15 protein-coding genes and 1 tRNA gene are annotated in these 24,470 nt (G+C 40.5%); 9 read left to right on the forward strand and 7 right to left on the reverse strand.

Annotated features, from left to right (window positions below):
- Positions 1-34 precede the first annotated feature (34 nt).
- Both ACPUEN_RS02695 and ACPUEN_RS02700 read right to left on the reverse strand, forming a co-directional pair.
- Positions 35-895 carry a sugar phosphate isomerase/epimerase family protein gene (locus ACPUEN_RS02695; protein ID WP_111610496.1) on the reverse strand — a complete coding sequence of 287 codons (861 nt, stop codon included), beginning with the start codon at positions 893-895 and terminating at the stop codon, positions 35-37.
- Positions 896-898: 3 nt separating this feature from the next.
- On the reverse strand, positions 899-4,378 hold the full coding sequence (locus tag ACPUEN_RS02700) for a PVC-type heme-binding CxxCH protein (protein WP_425640234.1): 3,480 nt from the start codon (positions 4,376-4,378) through the stop codon (positions 899-901).
- A gap of 793 nt (positions 4,379-5,171) precedes the next feature.
- Here ACPUEN_RS02700 and ACPUEN_RS02705 point away from each other — a divergent pair.
- From ACPUEN_RS02705 to ACPUEN_RS02720, 4 genes are all read left to right on the forward strand, one after another.
- The gene (locus ACPUEN_RS02705) at positions 5,172-5,456 is read left to right on the forward strand and encodes a hypothetical protein (protein WP_425638290.1); all 285 of its coding nucleotides are present in this window, start codon (positions 5,172-5,174) and stop codon (positions 5,454-5,456) included.
- A gap of 69 nt (positions 5,457-5,525) precedes the next feature.
- Positions 5,526-6,017 carry a hypothetical protein gene (locus tag ACPUEN_RS02710; protein WP_425638291.1) on the forward strand — a complete coding sequence of 164 codons (492 nt, stop codon included), beginning with the start codon at positions 5,526-5,528 and terminating at the stop codon, positions 6,015-6,017.
- A gap of 50 nt (positions 6,018-6,067) precedes the next feature.
- Positions 6,068-7,726, forward strand: coding sequence for a sodium-dependent transporter (locus ACPUEN_RS02715; RefSeq protein ID WP_425638292.1), 1,659 nt, complete (start codon positions 6,068-6,070; stop codon positions 7,724-7,726).
- Positions 7,727-7,976: 250 nt separating this feature from the next.
- On the forward strand, positions 7,977-8,936 hold the full coding sequence (locus ACPUEN_RS02720) for a calcium/sodium antiporter (RefSeq protein WP_425638293.1): 960 nt from the start codon (positions 7,977-7,979) through the stop codon (positions 8,934-8,936).
- A 134-nt stretch (positions 8,937-9,070) separates the two neighbouring features.
- On the opposite strand, the gene ACPUEN_RS02725 is transcribed toward ACPUEN_RS02720, so the two are convergent.
- Both ACPUEN_RS02725 and ACPUEN_RS02730 read right to left on the reverse strand, forming a co-directional pair.
- Positions 9,071-9,961 (reverse strand): hypothetical protein, encoded by an 891-nt coding sequence (locus tag ACPUEN_RS02725; RefSeq protein ID WP_425638294.1) that lies wholly within the window; start codon positions 9,959-9,961, stop codon positions 9,071-9,073.
- Positions 9,962-9,968: 7 nt separating this feature from the next.
- Positions 9,969-11,423 carry an MBOAT family O-acyltransferase gene (locus tag ACPUEN_RS02730; RefSeq protein ID WP_425638295.1) on the reverse strand — a complete coding sequence of 485 codons (1,455 nt, stop codon included), beginning with the start codon at positions 11,421-11,423 and terminating at the stop codon, positions 9,969-9,971.
- A gap of 488 nt (positions 11,424-11,911) precedes the next feature.
- Here ACPUEN_RS02730 and ACPUEN_RS02735 point away from each other — a divergent pair, with 488 nt between their 5' ends.
- From ACPUEN_RS02735 to ACPUEN_RS02750, 4 genes are all read left to right on the forward strand, one after another.
- A complete protein-coding gene (locus tag ACPUEN_RS02735) occupies positions 11,912-13,495 on the forward strand; it encodes a glycoside hydrolase (protein WP_425638296.1) in 1,584 nt (527 codons plus the stop codon).
- Positions 13,496-13,757: 262 nt separating this feature from the next.
- The gene (locus ACPUEN_RS02740; RefSeq protein ID WP_425638297.1) at positions 13,758-18,020 is read left to right on the forward strand and encodes a DUF7507 domain-containing protein; all 4,263 of its coding nucleotides are present in this window, start codon (positions 13,758-13,760) and stop codon (positions 18,018-18,020) included.
- Positions 18,021-18,967: 947 nt separating this feature from the next.
- On the forward strand, positions 18,968-20,530 hold the full coding sequence (locus tag ACPUEN_RS02745; RefSeq protein WP_425638298.1) for a hypothetical protein: 1,563 nt from the start codon (positions 18,968-18,970) through the stop codon (positions 20,528-20,530).
- 33 nt (positions 20,531-20,563) lie between these two features.
- Entirely contained in the window at positions 20,564-21,025 is a 462-nt protein-coding gene (locus ACPUEN_RS02750) for a hypothetical protein (protein ID WP_425638299.1), read from the forward strand.
- Positions 21,026-21,341: 316 nt separating this feature from the next.
- Here ACPUEN_RS02750 and ACPUEN_RS02755 read toward each other — a convergent pair.
- A tRNA-Arg gene (locus tag ACPUEN_RS02755) sits at positions 21,342-21,415 on the reverse strand.
- Between the two features lie 39 nt (positions 21,416-21,454).
- Positions 21,455-22,669, reverse strand: a complete 1,215-nt coding sequence (sucC, locus tag ACPUEN_RS02760) for an ADP-forming succinate--CoA ligase subunit beta (RefSeq protein ID WP_283411247.1) — start codon at positions 22,667-22,669, stop codon at positions 21,455-21,457.
- 141 nt (positions 22,670-22,810) lie between these two features.
- On the opposite strand from sucC, the gene ACPUEN_RS02765 reads away from it, so the two are divergent.
- On the forward strand, positions 22,811-23,461 hold the full coding sequence (locus ACPUEN_RS02765) for an ABC transporter ATP-binding protein (protein WP_425638300.1): 651 nt from the start codon (positions 22,811-22,813) through the stop codon (positions 23,459-23,461).
- Between the two features lie 466 nt (positions 23,462-23,927).
- Here the strand turns inward: ACPUEN_RS02765 and ACPUEN_RS02770 are convergent, their stop codons facing one another.
- The gene (locus ACPUEN_RS02770) at positions 23,928-24,377 is read right to left on the reverse strand and encodes a peroxiredoxin (RefSeq protein ID WP_425638301.1); all 450 of its coding nucleotides are present in this window, start codon (positions 24,375-24,377) and stop codon (positions 23,928-23,930) included.
- Positions 24,378-24,470 lie beyond the last annotated feature (93 nt).

The raw sequence follows: 24,470 nt of genomic DNA on the forward strand, positions 1-24,470 counted from the left end.
TTGGTTGAGTACTTCAATTGATTTTAAGTTTTAATTAACCAGCAGCCCAGCTTTTTAGAAACTCCAAGCCTTCTTTGGCGAAGCCATCCTGAGACGGAACCAAAGGCTTCCAGATGCATACTGCACCTGCTAGTTCTTTTACGTCTGGAGTGAAACTCTCGATGGATACGACGCCCTGATAGTTGATCGCTTCAAGGCCGCGCTTATACGCATCCCATGGCGTAGTTCCTGTGCCAGGTGTCCCACGATAGTTTTCCGATACTTGGAAATGAATCAATTTATCCCCGGCCAGTTTGATTGCCGCCTCAGGATTTGGTTCCTCTATACTCATGTGAAAACCATCCAAGATCACTTTTGCTTCAGGCTCATTGATATCAGTGATCAATCTCATCAGTTCCGAACAGGTATTGATAAGATCAGTCTCAAAGCGATTCAATGTCTCCAGAGCGATGTCCAAACCGAATTTTCTGGCTGTATGACATACTGTGCGTAGGTTAGTCACCGCTCGATCCCATTCTATTTTTTTCTGTTCCGGGGATACCAATCTGGCTTTTCCCACAGCAGAATACATAGGACCAGCTACAAACTTGGCATCTAGTCCAGCAGCTATTTCAAAGCACTGGTCCAAGTAGTCAAAACTGGTTTTATGAAATGATGGATCTTCATTGGTGAAATCTCGGCTAGTACCGAAAGCTCCGCAGATAACGGCCTCAAGGCCGTTATCGCTAAGTGCTTTTTTCACTTCTGGTATATTGATCAGCGCTGGATCTTCTACAGGTATCTCCACTACATCATATCCAAAGTTTTTAATTTTTGGTAATAGACTGAGTGTTTCTGAACTGAATGGAGAGGTCCAAAGCCAGGTGCTTACACCGAATTTTACATTAATTGGCATCCTTTATATTACTTTCATTATACCGTTCATTTGCTTCCAGTGATTCGGAAGTGTACAAACGAATGGATAATCACCTTTTTGAGAAGGTACTGTCATGATAATTGTATCTGTAGCGTTTGGGAAAACCAAGCTGGTTGACGCCAATACTTCAGAAATTGAAGGTATAAAACTCTTGTCCATTCCAGTCAGATCCTGAGCCATTTGGTCCACAGCCTGACCGATTTTTTCTAGGGAACCAATAGCTCCAATTACCAAGTTGTGCTGAACGAAGTCAGGATTATTGAAATCTACCACGAGCTTGCTTCCTGCGTTTACGATAAATGATGATTTGTCAAAAGACATCTCGTGCGGAATTGTAGTTAGCGTAACTAGACCATTTTTTACTACTTCAACTGATTGCTCTATTGAGGATACTGCCATGCCTCCTTGAGGTGCAGTAGCTTTTTTAAGTTCCAAACTTGAGTCATTTCCGATTCTGCCTGAGAATCTCCAATTACCTTCATAGTCCCCAACTTTGTTGTTGGAATCAAACTGACCCACACGAACATTTTCTGGAGATAATGGTCCTGTAAATAATCCTTTGGTTTTACCCTTAGCAACTTCATTTCCATCAATCATTAAGGCCATGCTACCATCTGCCATAAGCATTGCTTTCACAAGGAATCGCTCTGAAGGTAGGTTTTTGCGGGAACTGATGATTTTCACATCGCCATCTTGTGCGATTGCAAAATGTAAAGCGTCTTTGTAAACGTATAGGCTATAGCCATTAGTACTATTTCCTTGAGCTACCATCACACCGTCAAGTGCCTCTCTGCCTGGAGAAACTTCCATCTCAATGGTCATTTCTTTGCCAGTAGGATCAGGTGGGAAAAGAAGAGCATTTCTTTGACTCAAGGTATATGACTCAGTGACTAAGCTTTTAGCAATTCTGTCAGCTACACCCATCAAGGAATCAGCTTCAGATTTCGGAGCAACTTCTCTTCCTTCAAATGCCGTAGGGTGAGTCAATGCAGCAGCAAAAATTGCTTGTGGTAAAAACTCATCATTAGCATTATCCTTATTTTCTGATATAGCTAAAAGCTTTTTAGAAACATCTGCTGAAGTCGGCATCTCAGAGACTGCAACAATTGCATTTTTTCTGGTCTGAAGATTTGCATCTTCCATCAAATTGGCTGCGAGGATGGCATCCAATGCAGCTTGATTTTTAGGAATTACCCTCACTGCGTTCTTTCTCACTGCAGCCGATGGGTGAGTCAATGCTTTTTCTACGACTTGTTGTGCGTTTGCATTGTTTCCATCTAGTACGCCTAGTCCGTGAAGTGCCCAAAGTGCATTGATTGCAGGTGCATTTAACCCCACTTCATCAACATTTTGATTATTGACGATCTCATATAATCCTTCCAATACATCCATGTTTTGGGTTTCTACGATCAATCGCTGAGCAGTCAATCTCCAGAACATGTTGTCACTTTGAAGTGCAGCTAAAAGCTCATCACCATCAGCATCTTTCAAGTCAAAGGTTTCAGAAGAATCATTGCCTTTATAGGTTAGACGGTAGATTCTACCATGTTGTCTATCTCTTAATGGGTTGATATATGCATTACCTTCTCCATTTTCAAATCCTCTAGGAGTAGGGTTGTGCTGAATGATAAAGTTATACCAATCTGCTACCCAAAGTGAACCATCAGGACCCACTTCAGCATGAACTGGGCTGAACCATTCGTCAGAACTTGCTAGTATGTTGAATGCGTTTTTCTCTCTGAAACCAGAACCCTCTTCTATTATTTGTGAATTGTGAAGCACACGACCGGTAGGTTCAGCTACAAATGCCATTTGATTCCAATATTCTTTAGGGAAATTTCTTGCAGTATATAAATTGTGACCTGCTGCAGCAGTGTAGCTTCCATGCCAATCCACCTGTCTTAGGTATGGAGTTAAATGAGGCATGTCGTAATGCGTATCTATACCTGTTGCGGTATTTGGCGTTCCTCTATACACAGTTCTTTTGGCATACTTAGTTTCCATTGCCAAGTAGACAGAGTGCTGTCCATTAGCTGTAGAAATGAACGTTTCGAAGTCCTCTGAGAAACCTAAACCCCAAGTGTTATTACTTGTGCGTCCAAGGAATTCCATATTTTCCCAAGTTGGCGTGAATCTATATACGCCTTGGCTAAAATTAAATTTCTTGCCACTTACTTCGCCATTGAAGCCAGAGTAACCTAATACTCCCCAGATTTTATTATCAAACCCGTACTTTAAGTTGGAAGGACCGGCGTGTGTATCAAATTTACCCCATCCAGTCATTACTACTTCTTGTACATCAGCAACGTCATCGCCGTCAGTATCCTTTAGGAATACAAAGTCTGGAGCCATAGATATCAACATGCCGCCATTAACTGCCATGATGGAAGTAGGGATATTTAAGCCTTCGGCAAAGATGGTTACTTTGTCTGCTTTACCATCTCCATTGGTATCTTCCAATATCTTGATTTTATCATCACCGCCTTCTTTTCGAATTTCATTTGGATAATCGGTTGTTTCAATTACAAATAATCTTCCTCTCTCATCCCAAGCAAAAGCAATAGGATTGATGATCATAGGTTCAGAGGCAAATAGCTCCAATTCAAAGCCTACTGGCACTTGAACTAGTTTCATGGATTCTTCCGGAGAAAGTGGCAACTGATAACGTGGTGCCGGATCTTTTCTTTCGTAATTTGGAATATCAGCGTCCTCGAATTGAGGCTGTGGAATGTTATATTCTGCCAGTAGCTCGTTTACATCATCGCCTACAGCCCAAAGGATACCGTTTGCTATTAATTCTTGAAATTCTTTTTTCTCCCAAGTCTTTTCGTTGTGACCATAGGCAGTGTAGAATACTCTACCTTTTCCCTGCTCACGAACCCAAGTATAAGGCTCTTTCCCCTTATCATCTACGCGCTCCATTAGGACGGTCATATCTGGATTCACTTGACTGTGTACATAAGTCTCATCCCAAGTCTCAAACTCAGAAATTCCATTCATAACTGGGTGATCTGCATTCACAATAGTGGCTGTGAAATCTCCAGTACCATGGGTGCTAAATTGCCCACCGACTGCCTCTACGAACCAATCAGAATTGCGGAAGCAAAACGAAGCACTGTGGATTGGAATTAATGCTTTGCCACTTTCTATGTATGATTTTAAAGCAGACTCTTGTTCTGTTGTAATTTCATCATGATTGGCATAGATCATCAAGCCATCATAATTATTAAGCTTGGTGGAATTCAAATCAGCTACATCAGTAGTGTAGGTGAGGTTGATTCCTTTTTGAAACAAAGGTGTTTGCAAGTACATCATCAATTTTTCTGAATTGTGATGCTCACTTTCATGGCCGAGCACTAGGATCTCTATTCGTCTTGGCTCCGAGGATGAAAGAAAATTTTGATTGCCTTTTCCTCCGCATGCAGCGAGTATGGCAAACATTAAAATCACCATGATGGACATGGGTGACTTAGGTAGTTTTGGGATTTTAAAATTCATATCAATAATTGAACAGGTTTTAGTGATCTAATTTCCAGTATTATTCCCGTCATTTCTTCCTGTTTTAGATTAAAAAACGACTGAATTATGATTTATCATGACTGAATTACTTTAAAATAGTATAATAAATCAGATATAACCATTAAAAATGGTCTCTAAACTGATAGTTGATCGTAGCTACCTACTATTTTATCCCAAAAATAAACTGCGGACTTAACCTATGGCTTACATTATAAAAATTTGTTAGGTTTTCTTTTGAAGTTTAGTTTCCATCAAGCTCTCAAAACCTTTATTTATGATCTTGCAACATATAGGACAATTGGGTGTTTTGATTCTGGCTTAGAATGGGCGAATAGTTTTATCCTCAGTTTCAGGTTGTGCGCGCTGAGGTAGACGAGGCCTTTTAGTTCTTATTCTAAGCAAAGGTTGCTGTAACTACAATGGGATGTCTCTACATGACTAAAAGTCGGCCCCAAAGGATTGGCTGTAAAATCTAGATCGCTTGATTTTTTTAAGGTTGGTATAGTAGACTTATTAGAGCTAATACAGAGCCTTTTACTTCAAAGAAAAAGGCTTGATTGAATAAACTTATATGTTTTGATATGCTGCTTATTAATTTTCAAATTAAATGTGGCAAAGTAAGTATTAGAATGTTTTTTATTCAATTACCTTTCGCCTCGATTTCAGTGGATACTAAATGAATAAACAGCGAATTGCATTGCTCTTTGGCCTAGTATGGTTAGTTAGCCTATTTGCTATGCCATTAGTATCTCCAAAGCTGGATTTAGACGCTAATCCTGAAAATAGGATCGGTGTAGTTCTGGAATCAGAATCCCCATCACTTCATGTTTTATTATCGGCTGATCACCCAAAGACTCCTTCCTTTGTCGTGGATTGGAGTGTATGGGCAAAGTTTAATTCCACATGGAATAGCCTAAGTAATGAGGGGGACAGTACGTCATTATTTCATGCACTTTTCAAAAAGTCCTTCCCATTATTTGATGTGAAGGTGACTTTCATTCATTTTTTCTACACCTGGTAGGATTACTGATAAAATACTGCCGTTCTGACGGCTAGATTCTTATTTTATTAGTTTATAAATACCACTCACATGTTAGAAATTGATCCTGTGATTGTGATTATGTCAAGCATACTCACTGTTGCATTTTGTTTGCCTTTCGCGTATCAAATGCGAAAAAATAAAAATAAAGAAGTTTTACTAAAAGCTGAGATAACCTCACTTGCTGAAAGTTCAGGAGCCAAACCTGAAATCACCGAGTTTTGGCGACAGCGGTATGCTATAGGTCTGGACAGTAGTTTGGGCGTATTACTATACTTGCAGCAAGAGCCTAAGCACCTGGTACAAACTCTAGATCTGAAAAACTTCAAAAAAGTGAACATCACCAAAATTTTTGAAGAGACTTCAGACAAAACTCATGTTCACAAGCTTCCTGAATACATAAGCCTTGACTTCATTCCAAAGTCACCTGAAGACAAAAACGTTGTGTTGGAGATCTATGACGGGGAGGAGTTTTCGGATTTGCAGGGTGAGACAGTATTAGCAGAGAAGTGGGCAGCACTACTAAATATCTTAATTCGCTAAATGAGTAGGAATGGTCAACAATGGCCATTCCTGCTTTATTTCTAAAATCTATGGAAAGTAAAAATGAATCCTGGGGCTCCAGAACTGGGTTGATTTTAGCAATGGCAGGGAATGCTGTAGGCTTGGGCAATTTCTTGCGATTTCCGGTTCAGGCTGTACAAAATGGAGGTGGTGCTTTTATTATTCCCTACCTGGTTTGTTTTGTATTAATGGGCATCCCATTGCTATTCACAGAATGGTCAATCGGTAGATTTGGTGGAAGAACAGGCAACCACAGTACGCCCTATATATTGGATTCCATGGGTAAAAGCAGCTTGTGGAAATACATCGGCGTTTTCGGGATTTTCACGAACATAGCAGTGGTGGCCTACTACACCTATATCGAGTCTTGGACATTTATCTATGTCATTCATACGCTGATAGGCACTTTCACGGGCATGTCAAAGGAGGAAGTAAGCACCTTTTTTATGCAGTATGTACAGCTGGACGATGCAGATTTCGGAATATCCTATCTTCCTGCGCTGGTCTACCTACTAGTGCTTGGAGTTAATATTTATATTCTTTCCACGGGATTAGGAGGGATTGAGAAAGTGGCAAAGGTCGGAATGCCTCTTCTAATTTTGTTTGGGGCAGTGCTCGCCTTTAAGGGTTGGACTATGGGTGACGACTATGCTTCTGATGCATTTCCAAGTGCAAATGCTTGGGAAGGAATTAATTTTCTTTGGACACCTCAGTATTCTTCTCTTCTGGACCCCAAAGTTTGGCTGGCAGCTGCAGGACAGATTTTCTTCACACTTTCGGTGGGGATGGGGTCTATTCAATGCTATGCTTCTTATATAAAAAAGAATGAAGATATCGCACTTAACTCTCTTGCTTCGGGATTTACCAACGAATTTGTGGAAATCGTGCTGGGCAGTGCAATCGTCATACCTATCGCGGCAGGATTTCTTGGGCTTGACTGGGTGATAGCTAATGCCGGATTCGGTATGGCATTCCAGACCATGCCGTATCTTTTTCAACAGTGGGGTGAGGTATTTGGTATGATCGCAGGCCTCTGCTGGTTTGGACTCCTTTTCTTTGCTGGGATTACCTCATCTCTGGCTATGGGTACCCCTTGGATGGGTTTCATGCAAGATGAATTTGGATGGGGTAAAGTAAAGGGAGCACTTAGCTTTGGAATAATAGCACTTTTAATGGGCTTACCCACTATTTTATTTTATCAGTATGGTTACTTTGATGAATATGACTATTGGGCCGGAACAGTTAGTTTGGTTGTTTTTGCACTCTTAGAGACTATATTATTCGTCTGGGTTTTCGGAATGAATAAGGCCTGGGAAGAATTGAACCACGGCGCAGATATCAGGATTCCAATCGCCTTTAAGTGGATCATGAAATACGTGACTCCACTGCTTTTAATACTTGTATTATCTGCCGCATTGTTTACCCCAGAAGCGAATGATTGGAGTGGAGCACTTTCAGGATTAGTTGCCGGAGAAGGATGGGACTTTGATTCAGGTTCTCTGGTTTCAAAGGTTACTCAGGATGACCTGAAGCAGCTTTTATTAGAAGACCCTCAAAATGAAGCATTTTATTTAAAGAAAATTTTCTTTTCCTCAATGGCTAGAATCCAATTGATCACTTTGTTTTTGGTGATAGTTGGCATTGTATGGTATTCAGGAGTTAAACGTAAATCCCGATTGCATGAATAGTTCCGCATTAATTCTAGCTGTCATTACCCAGGTTGCCGTCATTTCGGTTACGGTGTATTGCTTCTTTCTGGTGTTGAAGAAGCCAAATTCTGATAAAGTAAGATAGCTAAGGTGATTTTCTTGTAAATCTTCACCTTTTAGCCATTTGGGTTGATCACATTGATTTGATAAGTTATATTCTTATTTCTTGGGTAGGATTTAATGTTAATTCTATTTCTATCCTATTTTATTAAAGCATCTAATTTCTCTTATGATACTTCAGGTTATTATTCTTATTGCAGGGTTGCTACTTTTAGTCAAAGGGGCTGATTGGTTAGTTGACGGTGCATCAGTTCTGGCAAAAAAACATAAAGTTTCCGATCTCGCTATTGGACTGACAATTGTTGCATTTGGGACCTCGGCCCCAGAACTTGTGGTGAACTTCGTTGCTTCTTTGGGTGGGTATGAGGATATAGTTTATGGCAATGTCATCGGATCGAATAACTTCAATTTGTTCTTCATACTTGGTATTGCTGGACTTGTGACACCGTTGGCGGTTCAGTCTAGCACTGTCTGGAAAGAAATACCGTTCTCATTTGTGGCGGTAATTGTGTTATTGCTTTTGGCTAATGATTTTTTCATGGGTGAAAACAGAGGGCTTTCCTTACTCGATGGCATTATTTTATTGGCACTTTTTGGTGGGTTTCTGTTTTATGTGTTCACTCTTCTCAAATCCGATCCAGTTTCTGTTGATACTAATCATAAAGAATATTCAAATCTTAAGATCTGGGGGTTTATTTTGGGAGGTTTAGCCGGGTTGGTGATCGGTGGTAAGCTGGTTGTGGATAATGCTGTGGCTATGGCGGAGTCTTTGGGGGTAAGTGAGAAAATTATCGGGCTGACAATTGTTGCCGCGGGCACTTCGCTACCTGAACTGGCCACTTCGGTAGTAGCATCAATAAAAAAGAACAATGATATCGCGATTGGAAATATAATCGGCTCCAATATTTTCAATATTTTCCTGATTCTAGGGATGAGTTCGCTTATCAAACCGTTGGCATTTAACCTGGCATTTAACCAGGATATTTACTTGCTGGGTATGGGAACTATATTTTTGTTTCTTGCCATGTTTCTTGGTAAAAAGAAAACACTTGACCGCTGGGAGGCCGCATTGCTTCTGATTGCATTCTTAGGTTATACCACCTATTTAGTAGTCATGGAGGTGCAATAGCTACTCCTTCTAGTTGGGCGGACATCTGCGATAGGAGAGTATAGGTAACTCAACCTAGAATGAATCCTGTACCTTTTGTTATGTGCAAATATTAAAGTTCTCGAACTACCTTTTTTCTTACTTCATTCTAAGTACTAACTGAGGCTATTATCTTTCTTCTTTCCGAAAAGAATCTTGGCGAATTTTTCACCCCCTTTTCTATCCAAATGATCCATATCTCTGAATAGTGAGTCTTGCTCCAAATACAAGCTGTCGTAATCTATGATAGGAAAATTATAACTTGTCAAAATACTATCCGCGTCATAGCTTTCCTCATTTAGTAGATCAACATAAGTTTTGGATAGTGGGAATCTCAACCCTATCAGTTCTATGTCCTGATCTTTGCAGATAAAAATAATCCTTTTTAATGATTCAGACATTTTATCAGAAGGGGCTTGGGCTTCAAAGTAATTGTTGATTCGGTCTTGGCTAATTTGCTCCTGTTGCACATTCGAGAGGCTTTCCCAAGTACTTTTCGATCGAACTCCGCCCCATTTAGAGAAATTGAACATCTCGTTTTGAAGGAAATTTTTTATAATTAAACTATAGCGATCATTCAGAAAGACACAATAATAAAAAAGGTATTTTTCCTGGAGGTATTCTAGGTAGTTAGCGTAATCATTAGAATTAGTGTAATAGGCTGATCGGTCTAAGTTGTTTTGATCTTCCCTAGTGGGTGACAGGGTGTGATCGTCAACGCTGATATATATTTTTTCTACCTGGGTGTTCCTAACCAAGAAGTTTAACTTTCGTTCCATGTCCAGGTAGGAATCGCTTTGGCCTGAAAAATTATGGACATTGTGGATTTCTGTAAAATCCCCGAGCGGAGTACCATGTGAATCGGCAAGTAAAAAGGAGGAATAGTTGAGGTTTACGTCGTTATAATCCCGGATATAAAATCCTTTTATTAAAAAGAATAGAAGGAAATTGAGCCCTATAAGTAGCACAATAAATACAGCAATATTTTTTAAGAACCTTTCAATCATAGCACCCTTAAAATTGGAAGTATATAAATTCTATTTGTTCAGAGGTATTGCCGAAAATATCAATGGCTAAAATAATCAATAGATACATAGACCATCGGTAAGCTTTTCTTGGAATAAACTTCAGTCCAGCTATCCCAAATTGGCCATGCCTGCCTTTCCATTCCACCCAAAGAAAACCAGCAATCAGAACCAATAAGGTAATGGCTCCGGGAAATTGGGAGAAGTCGGGGGACTGCACTAATTTGTTGGAGAACATTCGGGAAATGTAACTGAGTGCATGCGCCATATTTTCAGCTCTAAAGAAAATCCATGAAAAGACTGTTAAGCTAAAGGTACCTATCATGGCTAAAAATTCTTTCAAACTCAGCCCTTCTCCATCCGAAGCCACAGTAGCCAAATGCTTTCTGTTTTTACCCATCAGCAATAGCGGGATAAAATAAATGGCATTTAATGCCCCCCAGACTATAAATGTCCAGTTTGCACCATGCCAAAAACCACTTAATAAGAATATGATGAAGATGTTTCGGATTTGCTGCAAGGTATTTCCTTTGCTTCCACCTAGCGGTATATATACATAGTCTCTAAACCAGGTAGAAAGCGAGATATGCCATCTTCTCCAAAATTCCGCCATGTTTCTGGAGAAATAAGGAAAGGCAAAATTTTGCATTAAACTAAATCCAAACAGCCTGGAAGTACCAATGGCAATGTCAGAATAGCCTGAAAAATCTCCATAAATCTGAAAGGTGAAAAACAACGCTCCCAGCAGCAGCGTGCTTCCTTCATATTGAGAAGAATTGTTGAATATGGTATTGGCAAATTCAGCGCAATTGTCTGCAATGACAATTTTCTTGAACAGTCCCCAAAGAACTTGTCTTAATCCATCAGTGGCTTTGCTATAATCGAAATTCCTTTTTTGGTAGAACTGAGGAAGGAGGTTTGAGGCTCTTTCAATAGGGCCGGCTACCAGCTGCGGAAAGAAACTGACGAATGCTGAAAATGCTACCAGGTCCTTAGTGGGTTCTAACTTTTTGCGATAAATATCGATGGAATAACTCATCGTCTGAAACGTATAGAAGCTGATTCCCACAGGTAAAATAATGTTCAAGGTATTTTCCTTGATCGGCATTCCCATGAATGTAAAAGCGTCTACAAAATTATCCAGGAAGAAATTATAGTATTTAAAGAATCCCAGTAAGCCAATATTGATCAAAAGAGACAATATTAAAAGGCACTTGCGCCGAGCAGAGTCTTTGGTACTGGCTAGTTGTATTCCTACCAGAAAGTCAACTAAGGTGCTGAATGCAATCAAACCCAAAAATCTCCAGTCCCACCATCCATAAAAAAGGTAGCTCGAAACTACGATCAGGAGGTTTTGCGATTTTAGGTTTTTACCAAGTACAAACCAGTACAAGATGAATACTACCGGAAGAAAGACCGCAAAGTCAAGTGAATTGAAGAGCAAGGTATGTTGAGATTATTCCAAACTTATGCCACAGATTTATTAAGCGATAATTTGCAAACATATACAAAAACAGACAGTATAAATACGGGGAGAATATAGTATTGGTGATTTTAGGAAATTTTAAATCAGTAGAGTTTAAAGTCTTATTATATAACCCGAGAGTTACAGGACATTATATTTTTATCCTGAGCAAAGAATTGAACTTGCTTTTCAGAACTATCGCTATTTTGGTGAGAGAAGCTGATTGACTTCAGATGAGATAGAAAATGCGGCAGCCTACGGAATAGAAATTGTGAAAGCTGACCATGGCACCTTAACTTACCAAAGAAAAATATCGCTCAATGGTAAGAAGTTTGGTACCCGGAATTACTGGTTACCAATTCCAAGGTAAGAGATTTTAGCATCTGATGACCAGTTGGAACAAACCTTGGGATATTGATCAGTTTGAAGGGAAGCTTAGCGTCTTCCCTTTTTTACAACTCATATTTATGAAAATCAAAGGAATGATTAGTAAAAGGTTGTTTTTGAGACAACTAGTATTGGGGGTTTTAGGGACCTTTTTGGCCTGCCAGTCCTCAGGACAGGAAAAGCCAAGCCAGGAGCTTCCAGTTTTAACTGTTAAAATCAATGCAAAGCGTGCGGAAAAGTATCAGGTAATCGAGCACTTTGGGGCATCTGACGCTTGGTCTGCACAGTTTGTAGGGCTTTGGCCTGATCAAAAGAAGACTGCTATTGCTGAACTGCTTTTCAGTAGTGACAATGATGATGAGGGCAACCCCAAAGGTATTGGCCTATCACTTTGGCGATTCAATGTGGGTGCTGGTAGTGTCCAACAGGGTGATCAAAGCGGAATAAATGATGAGTGGCGGAGAGCTGAGTCTTTTCTGGAGAGCGATGGATCATACAACTGGGACAGGCAGGCTGGACAAGTTTGGTTCGCCAAAGCTGCACAGGAGCTTGGTGTAAATAAATTACTTATTTTCCCCAATAGTCCCCCGGTAAACTTTACCAAAACAGGAAAAGCCTATGCAGCGGGTGGGCAATCCAATTTAGCGGCAGAAAACTATGAGAAGTTTGGAGAGTACCTCGCACAGGTCATCAAAGGCCTGGAAGAGAAGGGAATACAGGTAGATTACGTGAGTCCGGTAAACGAGCCGCAGTGGGATTGGTCGGATGGTGGTCAGGAGGGAACTCCATTTTGGAATTCTGAAATTGCCGGCATAGTGAAATCGCTTGATGCTGCTTTGACTCGGCATAGCTTGGGTACGAAGATCGATGTGGGCGAAGCCGGAAAGATTAATTACATCTACGAGCAAGCAGATAAAGAGGGAAGGGGGGAACAGATCTCAGCGTTTTTCCACCCAGAATCTTCCAATTACATCGCAGATCTTACGCATGTCAGCCCTACTATTTCTGCCCACAGTTATTTCACTACTTCACCATTTGAATCTGCCGTGAAGCAGCGCTCTCAAGTTGCTGCTGAGGTCAATTCAGTTCCAGGTCTGAGTTTCTGGATGAGTGAATATTGCATACTGGGTGACAATGGTGGTGAAATCAATGGAAGTGGTAGAGATCTGGGGATTGATCCAGCGCTCTACATGGCTCGTGTGATCCACAATGACCTGACTGTTGCGAACGCCAGCGCTTGGCATTGGTGGTTGGCAATTTCTCCCTATAACTATAAGGATGGCTTGGTTTACATCGATAAGGACAAGGCTGAAGGTAATTTCTATGAAAGCAAAATGCTCTGGGCATTGGGGAATTACAGCCGATTTATCCGGCCAGGTTATCAGCGAATTGCCGTAGATACAGGAGAGGAAAATCAGTTGTCACCTGACTTGCTGGTTTCAGCCTATCAATCCACCGACCAGGAAGAGGTCGTTATAGTTTTGGTGAATTCAGGAATTCAGGATTTTGTGGCTAAACTAGAGCTAGATGGTACTTCCAGTACTATAAAGAGTCTAAACCTCACCTCTAAAGAAATGGATTTGCAAACGATTCAGCTGGATGTCTCTCAGGAAACTGTTACTATTCCAGCAAGGTCAATCGTGACGGTAGTTCTGAATGATTAATTAGATTTTATTTGGATGAAAGAGGCTGTCTCAACCAGTTAGACAGCCTCTTTTTGATTTTATGATGGCCTTTGTAATACTATTCCTTCAAAAAAAACACTTAGATTATATTAATCAAATTGAAGGCAGCATTAGCTTATGCTATACCGCTTAGCTTCTTATTACAATCCATTAAATAAATCTATAGTCATCAACTAGGAATTAGAAATAATAGAATTACTTTCAGCTCTGAAAACTAAGGTCTTTTTTGGATGGTTGACAAATGATTCGCTACTTGAACGCCGGAAAGTTAATTTCCCTCTATTTACTTTTTATTTTTCTGGGACTGTTTCAGGATTTGAAAGCTCAAAATGATTACCGAGTTCCGTTCAGACACAGAATAGGCTCATCCAATGTTCCCAATAATATTTTTCAGATTCGGGGTGATTTTACCATTATCGGAAATACAAATTTGACCTTAAAGAATTATTCAGAGGAAAAAGGGAATTCGGGCGAGGAAATGATCTTTGTAGATATTGATAATGTTCCTAGTACATTTAATTCCTCTTCTGCCAATCTGCTTTTTTCAGATGAAAATGGATCAGACACCAATTGCACTGACATCATTTATGCAGGTCTTTATTGGTCTGGTAGAGTCCAAACTCCAGGAATGACATTTGAGCTGACAAAAAAGGAGGGGTTTCTGGCTCCTGTAACTTTGAATAGTAAAAAAGACACAGTAGAGCAAGGTAAAGACCTCGAATACCTTCCTTACAATGTCTATGTGTTTACAATGTTTGATTCGGAAAATAAGCCCTTTCCGCAGTATGAGATCGTGGCTAAGGATGGTCAAAACCATTTAATCATCCGTTTTACAAATGACAACACAATAGAATATGATATTAACCAAACTGGATGGAAGCCTGTAGAAAACCTTCAGATCGAGGAGTCAAATGGGATGTCCACAGTAACGTTTAAGCCAATACCGTTAAGCGATAACGGAATGGATGTCATTATCAATGGTGTAATTCGCTCAACATCATCAAGCTATGATGATTTCACAAATGCCAAGAATTCCGTTTTGTTGGAAACTTCGGGAACATATACTCCTGCAGCTTATTATACCCAAGAGTTTGACAAAAGGAAATTGAAACTCAAGCCGCCAGGTGCAATTGATTATCAGGAAATCACTTCCTCGGGAAATGCTATTCTCTTCCCAGAACAGGAGCTTAGGGATATGTATGTTGGATATGCGGATGTTACCGACCTGGTCAAGGAATATGGTGCCGGGTCATATACTGTCGCCGATCTAGCTTTGACTGAAGGTTTTTCTGATGAGACTGGAATGTTTGGGAGTTGGGGACTCATTGTAGTTTATCAAAACTCCAAGATGAACTTCAGGGATGTAACCATTTTTGACGGATATACATTTATTCAATCCTTGGATGGAGAAGTTGTAACCGGTGAACTGGAAATCAAAGGCTTTGGTGCCATTGAGAATGGTCCTGTAAATTTGAAATTGGGAATCATGGCCAGCGAAGGTGATAATAGTATCGGAGGTGATTTTTTGGAAATACAGGATCCAAAAGGCAATTGGAGCCGCTTGAGTCACCCTGCAAATAGCACGGATAACTTCTTTAACTCCTCTAACTACACCCCTGTACTGATGAAAAGTGGTGAGCTGGTGGAAAATCAGCGGTTTCCAAACTTAAAAAACAACTTGGGGCTTGATATTGTCAATTGGCAGGTGCCGAATCCTGATAACTCTCTAATTGCCAATAGTCAGTCTTCGGTAAAATTCCGCTACGGTACCAATCAAGATCTCTTTGCTTTATATGCTTTTGCGTTTTCGGTCTCTAGCTACACACCAGATATAGAAGCATACAACAAACTGATTAGTATAGCTGGTGACCCTGCTGACGACTCGTCTACTGTAAAACCTGGACAAGAGGTAACTTTTCAGGTGGATATTAGAAATGTAGGCACTGAGGCGACCGAACAAAACAAGCTAGTAATCCCGGTGCCCTATAATGCACTATTTGTAAGTGCAGAAATTACCCCAAATGCCTTCGGAACGGTGATTTTTGATCCAAATTTGGGAGTATCTGGATCCATAGTCTGGGATATGGGAGACATTCCAGTGCCCAACACCTACGATGAAATCATCACTTCACTGAGGTACACCCTTAAATTTACGGAAGACTGTTTTGTTTTGGCTAATGATAATTGTGAGTCATTACTATCTGTAAATGGATCCATGTCAGGGGTCGGAAGTATTTCAGAGCAGCATTTTTCAGGGCTCCAATTTATCAAAGGGTTTAAAGAGGAGGCTTGTGCAGGAAATGCAATCTATGGCCCTATAGAAATTCCTATTTCAGGAAAAGCAGAGTTTATAGCCAGTCATTGCCAAGATTTTGAATTGTATACAGATTTAAATTTGGATAATATCCCTGTATTCTGCCACAGAGACACACCAGCAGACTTGGCTGATCTAATCATGCCCACTCAAGAAGGGTTTGACGTGTACTTCTTTGTCGATGAGTTTGGTGGCACTCCATTGATCAATTACTATGTCAATACTTCTTTGGTAGGCACTGAGAAAGTATGGGTTTCTGAAGGGCCACAAGGAAGCTGTACAGGATTGCGAATTCCTCTAGAACTAACTGTTATTCCTTCCAGCCCACCTCCGTTGATAGGTACCTTAACCTATTGTATGGAAGCAAAAAAGATTCCTTATGAATTGGCATCGGAGCCAGGATATACCCTACAATTTTTTACAGATAACGACCCAAGTACTAGTCCAATGAGCAGTGCTCCAATGATCGATCTATCTACCCCACAACAATATTCAATTTGGGTGAGTCAATTGAAAGAAGGAGAATGCGAAAGTGAAAGAAAAGAAATTTCAGTATACATCGAAGACTGCAGCCTTCAGCCTGAAATAGATCTATCAATTACCTCCAGTATAGAAAAATTTACCAAAGAAGGTGAAGAAGTGATTTTTATAATCACGATCAAAAATCTTGGGCAAAACACTCTTTTTAATGTGTCTGTCAATGAATATCTAAAAAGTGCCAATTGGCAAATTCCGGTGTTAGGCCCGCAGGAAGAGCGATCTTTTGAGGTAACTTATATGATTTCAGCGTGGGATATGTCTAATCAACAAATCTGGCTGTTTGCCCAAACGAATGCAAATGACCTGCAAGGGAATTTGGTTTCTGATAGTGATGAGAAGGGGGTTTCCGGAGTCAACTTGGTGCCGGGGTTTTTAGATTATTCTTTAAATACTGAGCTGGCTTCCTGCGAAATTGGAGCAAGTGGGAAGGGTAGAATTACTTTGACATGGAATGAAGAACAGAGTGGTTCTTATATTCTTACAGATTTGGCAACAGGAGAAAGTGAGCCGCTAGTGCCTTTTCTTGCCCAACCTCAATTGATAATTGAAGCAGTTCCTGGAGCCTATTCTTTGGAACTTGTTGACAGAGAAGGGAATCCTCATCAAATCAGTTTGGTAACTGTCGAAGGTAAGGAAGAAGTGCAATTTGATGTGCCAGGAACTGTTCTAGCCTGTTCGGAATACGCTTGGCTTCCGGAAATTGGCCCTGATGTAGTGTTGACACTAACTGCTCCGGATGGTAGCAATGTCCCACGTAAGGCAGACGGAAGTTTTGCTTTGGTTCAAACGGGGTCTTATTCGGTCTTGGGTATACATGTGAATTCTGATTTATGTCCGGCGGTAAAAAGTTTTGAAGCCGAAATAATCCAGCCAGACGAAGTTGAAATAGACCTACGACCCTTCTGCAGCGATGACAGTTCAACGATTGTAGACTTGGTAGCGGACTCTGATGGATTAGTTATCCGTTGGTTTAAGATTAGCAGTGATGGAAAAGAAATGCTTACCCTTTTTGAAAATAGCAGACAATTAATCGTGTCTGAAGAAGGAAGCTACGAAGTAACGCTGAGCGATGTGAACGGATGCTTGATTGGCCGAACAGAATTCGAGGTACGCCAATCTTTCACAGATCCTCCAGTATTAAGCAGTTTATACAGCTTTTGCCCAGAACGAAATGAAAAAGTGGAGATTGAAGTCGGAGTGAATTTTAAAGAAGTAAGCTGGATTCTGAATGGGAACAGGGTAGGCAATGAACGGGTTTTTATCCCGCAAGAAGCCGGTCAATATCAATTGGAAACACAAGATATGTTAGGCTGTACCTTCTTTTCAGAGTTTGAAGTAGAAGAGAAATGTGAGCCTGAAGTGAGGTTTCCAAATGCTATCTGGATCAATGACCCAACTCGGTTTTTTGAAATTTATCCTGACAATTTAACGGAAAATATAGAAGTTAAAATATTCAATCGTTGGGGGCAAATGATTTATCATTGTGAAGATGATGCTCCTAGTAATGAGTTGAAATCCAGCTGTGTATGGGATGGGACCTATAATGGTCTTAAGGTTTCTAATGGAAGCTATGCTGCCATTATTCATATCAAAAATTATGATCTGAATTTGCTTAGAACTATCAGGACTTCTGTGATGGTACTTGACTAGGGTACAACCGGCTCATCGAAGGTGGTTTTGGGTAATCAGAAAAATTTGGGAGTTAAAACAGGTGGTTCTACCCTGAATTTAATGGAGAAGCAAGTTGGGTTTTAAACTAATTTCCCTAGTAGAGAGTATAGGTTCGGATTATCATTGCGGCTTTTTCATTTAGGAGACTTAACATTTTTCTAACACATTACCCCTTTCTCTATAAGTTTTTCTTTGTCACTTTTTGGCGGCCAAAAAGTAACCAAAAAGTCCTGAGCCTCGGTCTTTTCTTTCCGCTGTGTGGTGTAGTGCTACTTTATGCTGAGCAAACAGCGGAATTTTGTACTGCATTTCACACCTAAAAATGACTCCCTGCCCAAACCTGGCCCAAGTCTAAAAATGCCTAAGGGGCATTTTCTTTACGACTTGTCCTCTCGTACCTCGAGAGCTTAGTCATTTTCTTCACGGTGTTCAATTCAGTACAAAACCGAAAATCCCGAAAGGCTCACCCATCCGGATGCTAGCCTCCGGAAACCATCTTCACCACCTAATCAGTTATCGATTCCATTAAATTCGTGGTAGTACCAAACAGGTATGCGGTTTACGGATTTGAATAGTCTATCTGATTCATTTTGAAAACAGGCTGTTGAAGATGATTTTATTCGAGGATTTTTCCTTAAACAAAATACCCTATACATGGTATGTTCTGGTACAGTTTTATTTCCTTACTTACAATCGTCTTTCTATTGAAAAGAAGATCCAGCTTGAAAGCAAATTGGGGGCTATTAGTTACCTTTTTCTAGGACAATTATTTTGGTGCATGTCCCGCTGGATTATTTGAGGCAGGAGAAAGGGTATTACTAATTAATGACACCAAGTGTTGCCGGTCTTTTCTTATAGAATAAATTGCTTAGCCGTAATTTTTGAAGCTTTAACAAAATAATTTTCACATCCTTATATCCATCGAAATGAAACTCAAGACTTTTTGCCTACTTACAAATTTTACATTGGCTTTACTTTTTATCTCCTGTGGAGATAAAACCAATGAGTCAACAGTTAGTTCTGACAGTGTATATGCGTATTCTCTGTCTTTAGAAGCTGTCACAGAAAATTACCTGGCTCCTGGGCTACAGTCCTTTGCACATGCGGCTATTGGTGATGACTGGCTATTGTTTGCCGGAAGAATGAACGGGAATGATACGCTGGGAGGATTACATAATCTAAATGCGGATTATTCACTCAAGTCTTTCCCGCCCAAATCTTTTAATCCCTTTATTTATACGTTCAACCCCACTACAGGAACCCAATCTTTCATTAACTATTCGGATATGTTGAATACCATTCGAGCTATGGCTGCAGGAACAAACGGCGAGGCTGAAGATATTAGGGAGATCTGTAAAAAAGTCGGGGATATCTTGGCTGAGCATGGCAGAATCTTTATGTGTACGAACCCTCAAGTTGTTCAATCCGGGGATTACTTATATGTGGTTGGAGGTTATGGTCCGCCTTTAAACGTAACCCCAACATCAGGAAATTATACAACAACTGATGAGATAGCCAGAATAAATGTTCCGCTCTTGATGAGAATTACTAATCAGGACTGGAATCTTACAGTGGCAGAATGGGAGGATCTATTTCGATTTGGAAACAATCCCACGCTGAGGGCTACTGGAGGGGAATTGAAAAGGCTAAATGACCAATTTTATCTAGCGGTGGGACATAATTTTGATACTGCACAGGTTTATTTAAACGCTGTCTATGAATTCAACTTCTCAGAAGATGCCACTTCGCTCGCACTTGAGGCAACTGTTACAGATACCATTAGTGATATTTCTCCAGCTGTATTGCTAAATAACCCAAAAATGGCAGATAGCACTTCCACGTTCAGAAGAAGAGACTTGCCCATTGTAGCATCTCTTTACCTCGATCAGGATAGCAATCTTGCTCCCAACTTTGCACTTATGGGTGGGGTATTCAAATACGGAGAAACATTAGCTGCATGGAACGATGCCATTTACATCACTCCAAAAGGAGTGGATCAATATTATATAGACTCTCAGCACGATCAGAAGGATTGTAATATTTATTCCTGTCCTGATTTTGTGATCTATGACTCCCAATCATCGGAACTTCACACTTTTTTGCCGGGTGGTATAGGTGATGGGAAGGCAGATAATGATTTATCCGGATTCACGAATACATTGGGCTATGCTAAATTCAATCTAAATACTAAAGCAAGTTCATTTGATACCCTTTCCAACGTATTTCCATCCAACTATTTTTATGGAGCTGAAGCGGTATTTATCCCAAATAGCAATGCTAACTATGTAACAATTAATGATGAGCAAACAGATGTAATCGATGGAGAAAGTACCTTCACTAGTTCAGATCCAGTTCATATTGGATATATCTATGGAGGTATAGAATCATACGAAGCTTCTCCTTCCACCTATGGCAGTGGTAAATCCGGCGCTTCTAATAAAGTTTGGAAGGTAATGGTATCTCGAATTCCCGTTCAGCAAGAGAAATAGGGTGTAAAATGGTTTGACCTAAACGTATAACCCATGAAACTTACTAAGGATGTCGTAACAGACCTGGACCTACTGGTTAAAGAATTGGTTTCTAATAATTCCAATGTTGGCTCGGTGGAAGATATGAAGGCTTTTCTGTTTCCAGATAAGCCTGATGCTTATTTGATTGCTATGTTTCATCACCTAAATGACTATAGGCCACGTCTTTTATTTCCAAAGCCTGACCCAACTCCCGAGGTTTTTTGGGCAAGTGATTATTTACCTGCCTTCTATTTTGAAGGTGGGTTTACGGCTATATTCGAGAATCAAGAAAAAGAAAGATTAGAGATAAAGGAAAAGAAAAGTCTTGAATTAGAGAAGCTTACATACGATGTCAGGAACTCAAGGAGGATATATAGAACATATTGGTGGACCTTCTTTTTTGCTTTGGTTAGTTTTGTATACGTAGTGATCCGTTTGCTTGCGTGGCTTCTCAACCTAGGAGGAATAGAATAGGAAACAGGTTAATAATTTCTGAAAATGCCCCCTCTCTGAGTATAATTTGAGTTTAAATTTTAGAAGTGCATTGCCTAGGGGTAATTTGCAATTACGCCTTTCTATCCCATCCAAATATGCAATTACAATTAGGTCAGTTTGATTTGCTCGTCCGGCAAGTTCAAAAAAAAGTGGTTCTAAATTATTATTTCAAGATCAAATGCTAGGATCAGTTAAAAGGGTTCTACCACGAATTTAAGGATAGATATCTTAGAGAAAAAACTTAGGGAACAGTCAAAATAAAAGGCTTAGACATCAGTCTAAGCCTTAATTTATGTGCACTCGGAAGGATTCGAACCCTCAACCCTCAGAGCCGAAATCTGATATTCTATCCAGTTGAACTACGAGTGCAGAAAGTACCGAAGATTGCTCTTCAGTACACTTTATGATTTATGCTTCGAGTACAGACTGTACTTTGTCAGCAGCTTCTTTTAGCGTGATTGCAGAGAATACTTTCAATCCTGAATCATCAATGATTTTAGCTCCTTCCGCAGCATTTGTTCCTTGTAGTCTTACGATGATAGGAACTCTGATGTCACCAATTGATTTATAAGCTTCTACTACACCGCTTGCGATTCTGTCACATCTTACGATACCACCGAATACGTTGATCAAGATAGCTTTCACATTAGGATCCTGAAGGATAATTCTGAATCCAGCCTCTACAGTAGTAGCATTTGCCCCTCCCCCCACGTCAAGGAAGTTAGCAGGCTCGCCACCTACCAATTTGATCATGTCCATAGTAGCCATCGCAAGACCAGCTCCATTCACCATGCAACCTACGTTTCCGTCAAGTTTTACATAGTTCAAACCTGATTCACCAGCTTCTACTTCCAATGGATCTTCTTCAGCCACATCTCTCAGTGCTGCCAATCCTTTTTGTCTGTAAAGTGCGTTGTCGTCGATGTTCACTTTAGCATCTACTGCCAAGATCTTATCGTCAGACGTTTTCAATACTGGGTTGATTTCAAACTGAGAAGAGTCTGTTCCTTCGTAAGCATTGTAAAGAGCAGTGATGAATTTCACCATTTCTTTGAATGCATTACCAGAAAGCCCCAATCCGAAAGCTACTTTTCTAGCTTGGAAAGGCTGAAGGCCAACTTTAGGGTCGATCCACTCTTTCATGATTTTCTCAGGAGTATGCTCAGCAACTTCTTCGATGTCCATTCCACCTTCGGTAGAGGCCATGATTACGTTGCTACCTGTAGCTCTATCCAACAAGATAGATAGGTAATATTCTTTTGGCTCAGATGCACCTGGATAGTAAACGTCCTCAGCGATCAACACCTTATTTACAACTTTTCCTTCTGGGCCAGTCTGGTGAGTAACCAATGTACCGCCAAGGATATTTTTAGCTTTTTCAGCGACGTCTTCCAATTTTTTGGCAAGAACAACCCCGTTTGAACCTGTTTCGTTGACTTTACCTTTTCCTCGACCACCTGCGTGAATCTGAGCTTTGATCACATACCAGCTAGTACCGGTTTGCTCGTTCAACTTAACGGCTGCTTCATGAGCTGCTTCAGGTGTGTCGGCGACTATACCTTCCTGAATACGGACTCCGTAACCTTTTAATACTTCTTTAGCCTGATATTCGTGAATATTCATCCTCTGGAAATTTTTGCCCGAAGTTAAGCCCTAAGACTCGATAAATCAAACCTGAGTTTTTCCTTTTTCGGTAAAAAAAGCCGTTAATTTCCTGTTGAGATAGGCATTTGTTCTATTTTTGGACTGATAAAAAATGTTAGCATGCTGAAAGCCAATGGAATCCATAAATCCTATGGAAGCCTACAAGTACTAAAAGGTGTAGATCTAGAAATTTTAACTTCTGAAATTGTTTCGATTGTCGGTTCGTCAGGAGCTGGGAAAAGCACCTTGCTTCATATTCTTGGAACCTTAGATCATCCAGACCAGGGTTCCTTGGAAATGGATGGAAAAAAACTCCTAAATCTAAAAGGAGATGAATTGGCGAAATTCAGAAATGAACGAATTGGCTTTATTTTTCAATTTCATAACCTGTTGCCTGAATTTACTGCTCAGGAAAACATTATGATTCCAGGACTGATTGGAAAAACATCTTCGGAGAAACTGGCTAAAAAATCAGGTGAACTGGCTGAGTTACTTGGTATCTCGCATAGACTGGATCACAAGCCATCCACGCTTTCTGGAGGAGAGCAGCAGCGAGTTGCTGTGGCTAGGGCATTGATCAATTGTCCGGCGGTGGTTTTCGCAGATGAGCCGAGTGGAAACTTGGATACCCAGAATGCCAAAAGCTTACATGAGTTATTTTTCACACTTCGTAAAGAGCTGGGGCAAGCCTTCGTGATTGTTACTCACAACGAAGAATTGGCTGAGATGGCCGATAGGAAGGTGGTAATGCAGGATGGGTTGATACTTTAGAGGTGTTGGGTTTTTTACCACAAAGATTCCCAGAGGATTCGCTGAGAAGCACAGAGATAGGAGAATGAGCGAATGGACATTAAGAGATGTTTTCACACTTTTCTGCCGACTTGCTGCTTCCGTTCGTGTCTCAAGAACGTAAAAAGTTCAAAGGATCAAATATTCAGATTAGTACCTAGATCATAATAAGTTAGATGTCGCGTCTTTGCGAGAAACCTGAGAAAAAAAACCTGTGCCACTGCACCCATGCGGGAGATTGAACTTCTACTGAAAACCTTCGAGGGGATTTCTCTGTTGTTCCGCCTTCGAAATGACGCCTCAAAGGTTATAAAACGCTGCGCCGCCGCGAGTAAAAACCTGCGCCTTGGCGCCTCCCGTACAGCTGTCGGGAGCAGGAGCTTTAAAGACATTGCGCTTGTTGGAGATTCAAATACTTTGCTCCGCCGCGTCGCCGCGAGAGAAACTCCTACTTCTGCAACTTCTTCAGCATTGCCTCGATATGTCCCTTCGACTCAAACATATCTGAAAATACAGCAGCAATCTTATGCTCTTTATCTATCAAATAGGTGATCCGCTTGGGCATTTTAATTAGTGGAACTAAGGCATCGTAGGATTTACACACCTTTCCGGTAGGATCAGAAAGCAGCTCAAAGGGTAATTTGTAGTCTTTTTTGAATTTGTTGTGCGTTTCAATACCGTCCTTACTCATTCCAAAAACAGGAATATCCAAATCCCGAAAAGATTCAAACTGATCTCTGAATTCACAGGCTTCAGCTGTGCATACTCGTGTAAAATCCTTCGGGTAGATATAAAGTACAAATGCCTTTCCTTTCAGATCTTTGGTAGTATTGAGAATATTAATGCCCGTACACGCCAAGGTAAATTCCGGTGCTTTACTTCCTGTTTTTAATGCCATAATGCTTAAAACTATTTCAGAGGAGATTGGTTCGGTACTTAGATTCGATTTTGTATTTATTTTTTGAACCATTCGCTTCGCAAATTCCTTAGA

This window comes from Algoriphagus yeomjeoni, assembly GCF_049821175.1.
Lineage (GTDB): Bacteria > Bacteroidota > Bacteroidia > Cytophagales > Cyclobacteriaceae > Algoriphagus > Algoriphagus yeomjeoni_A.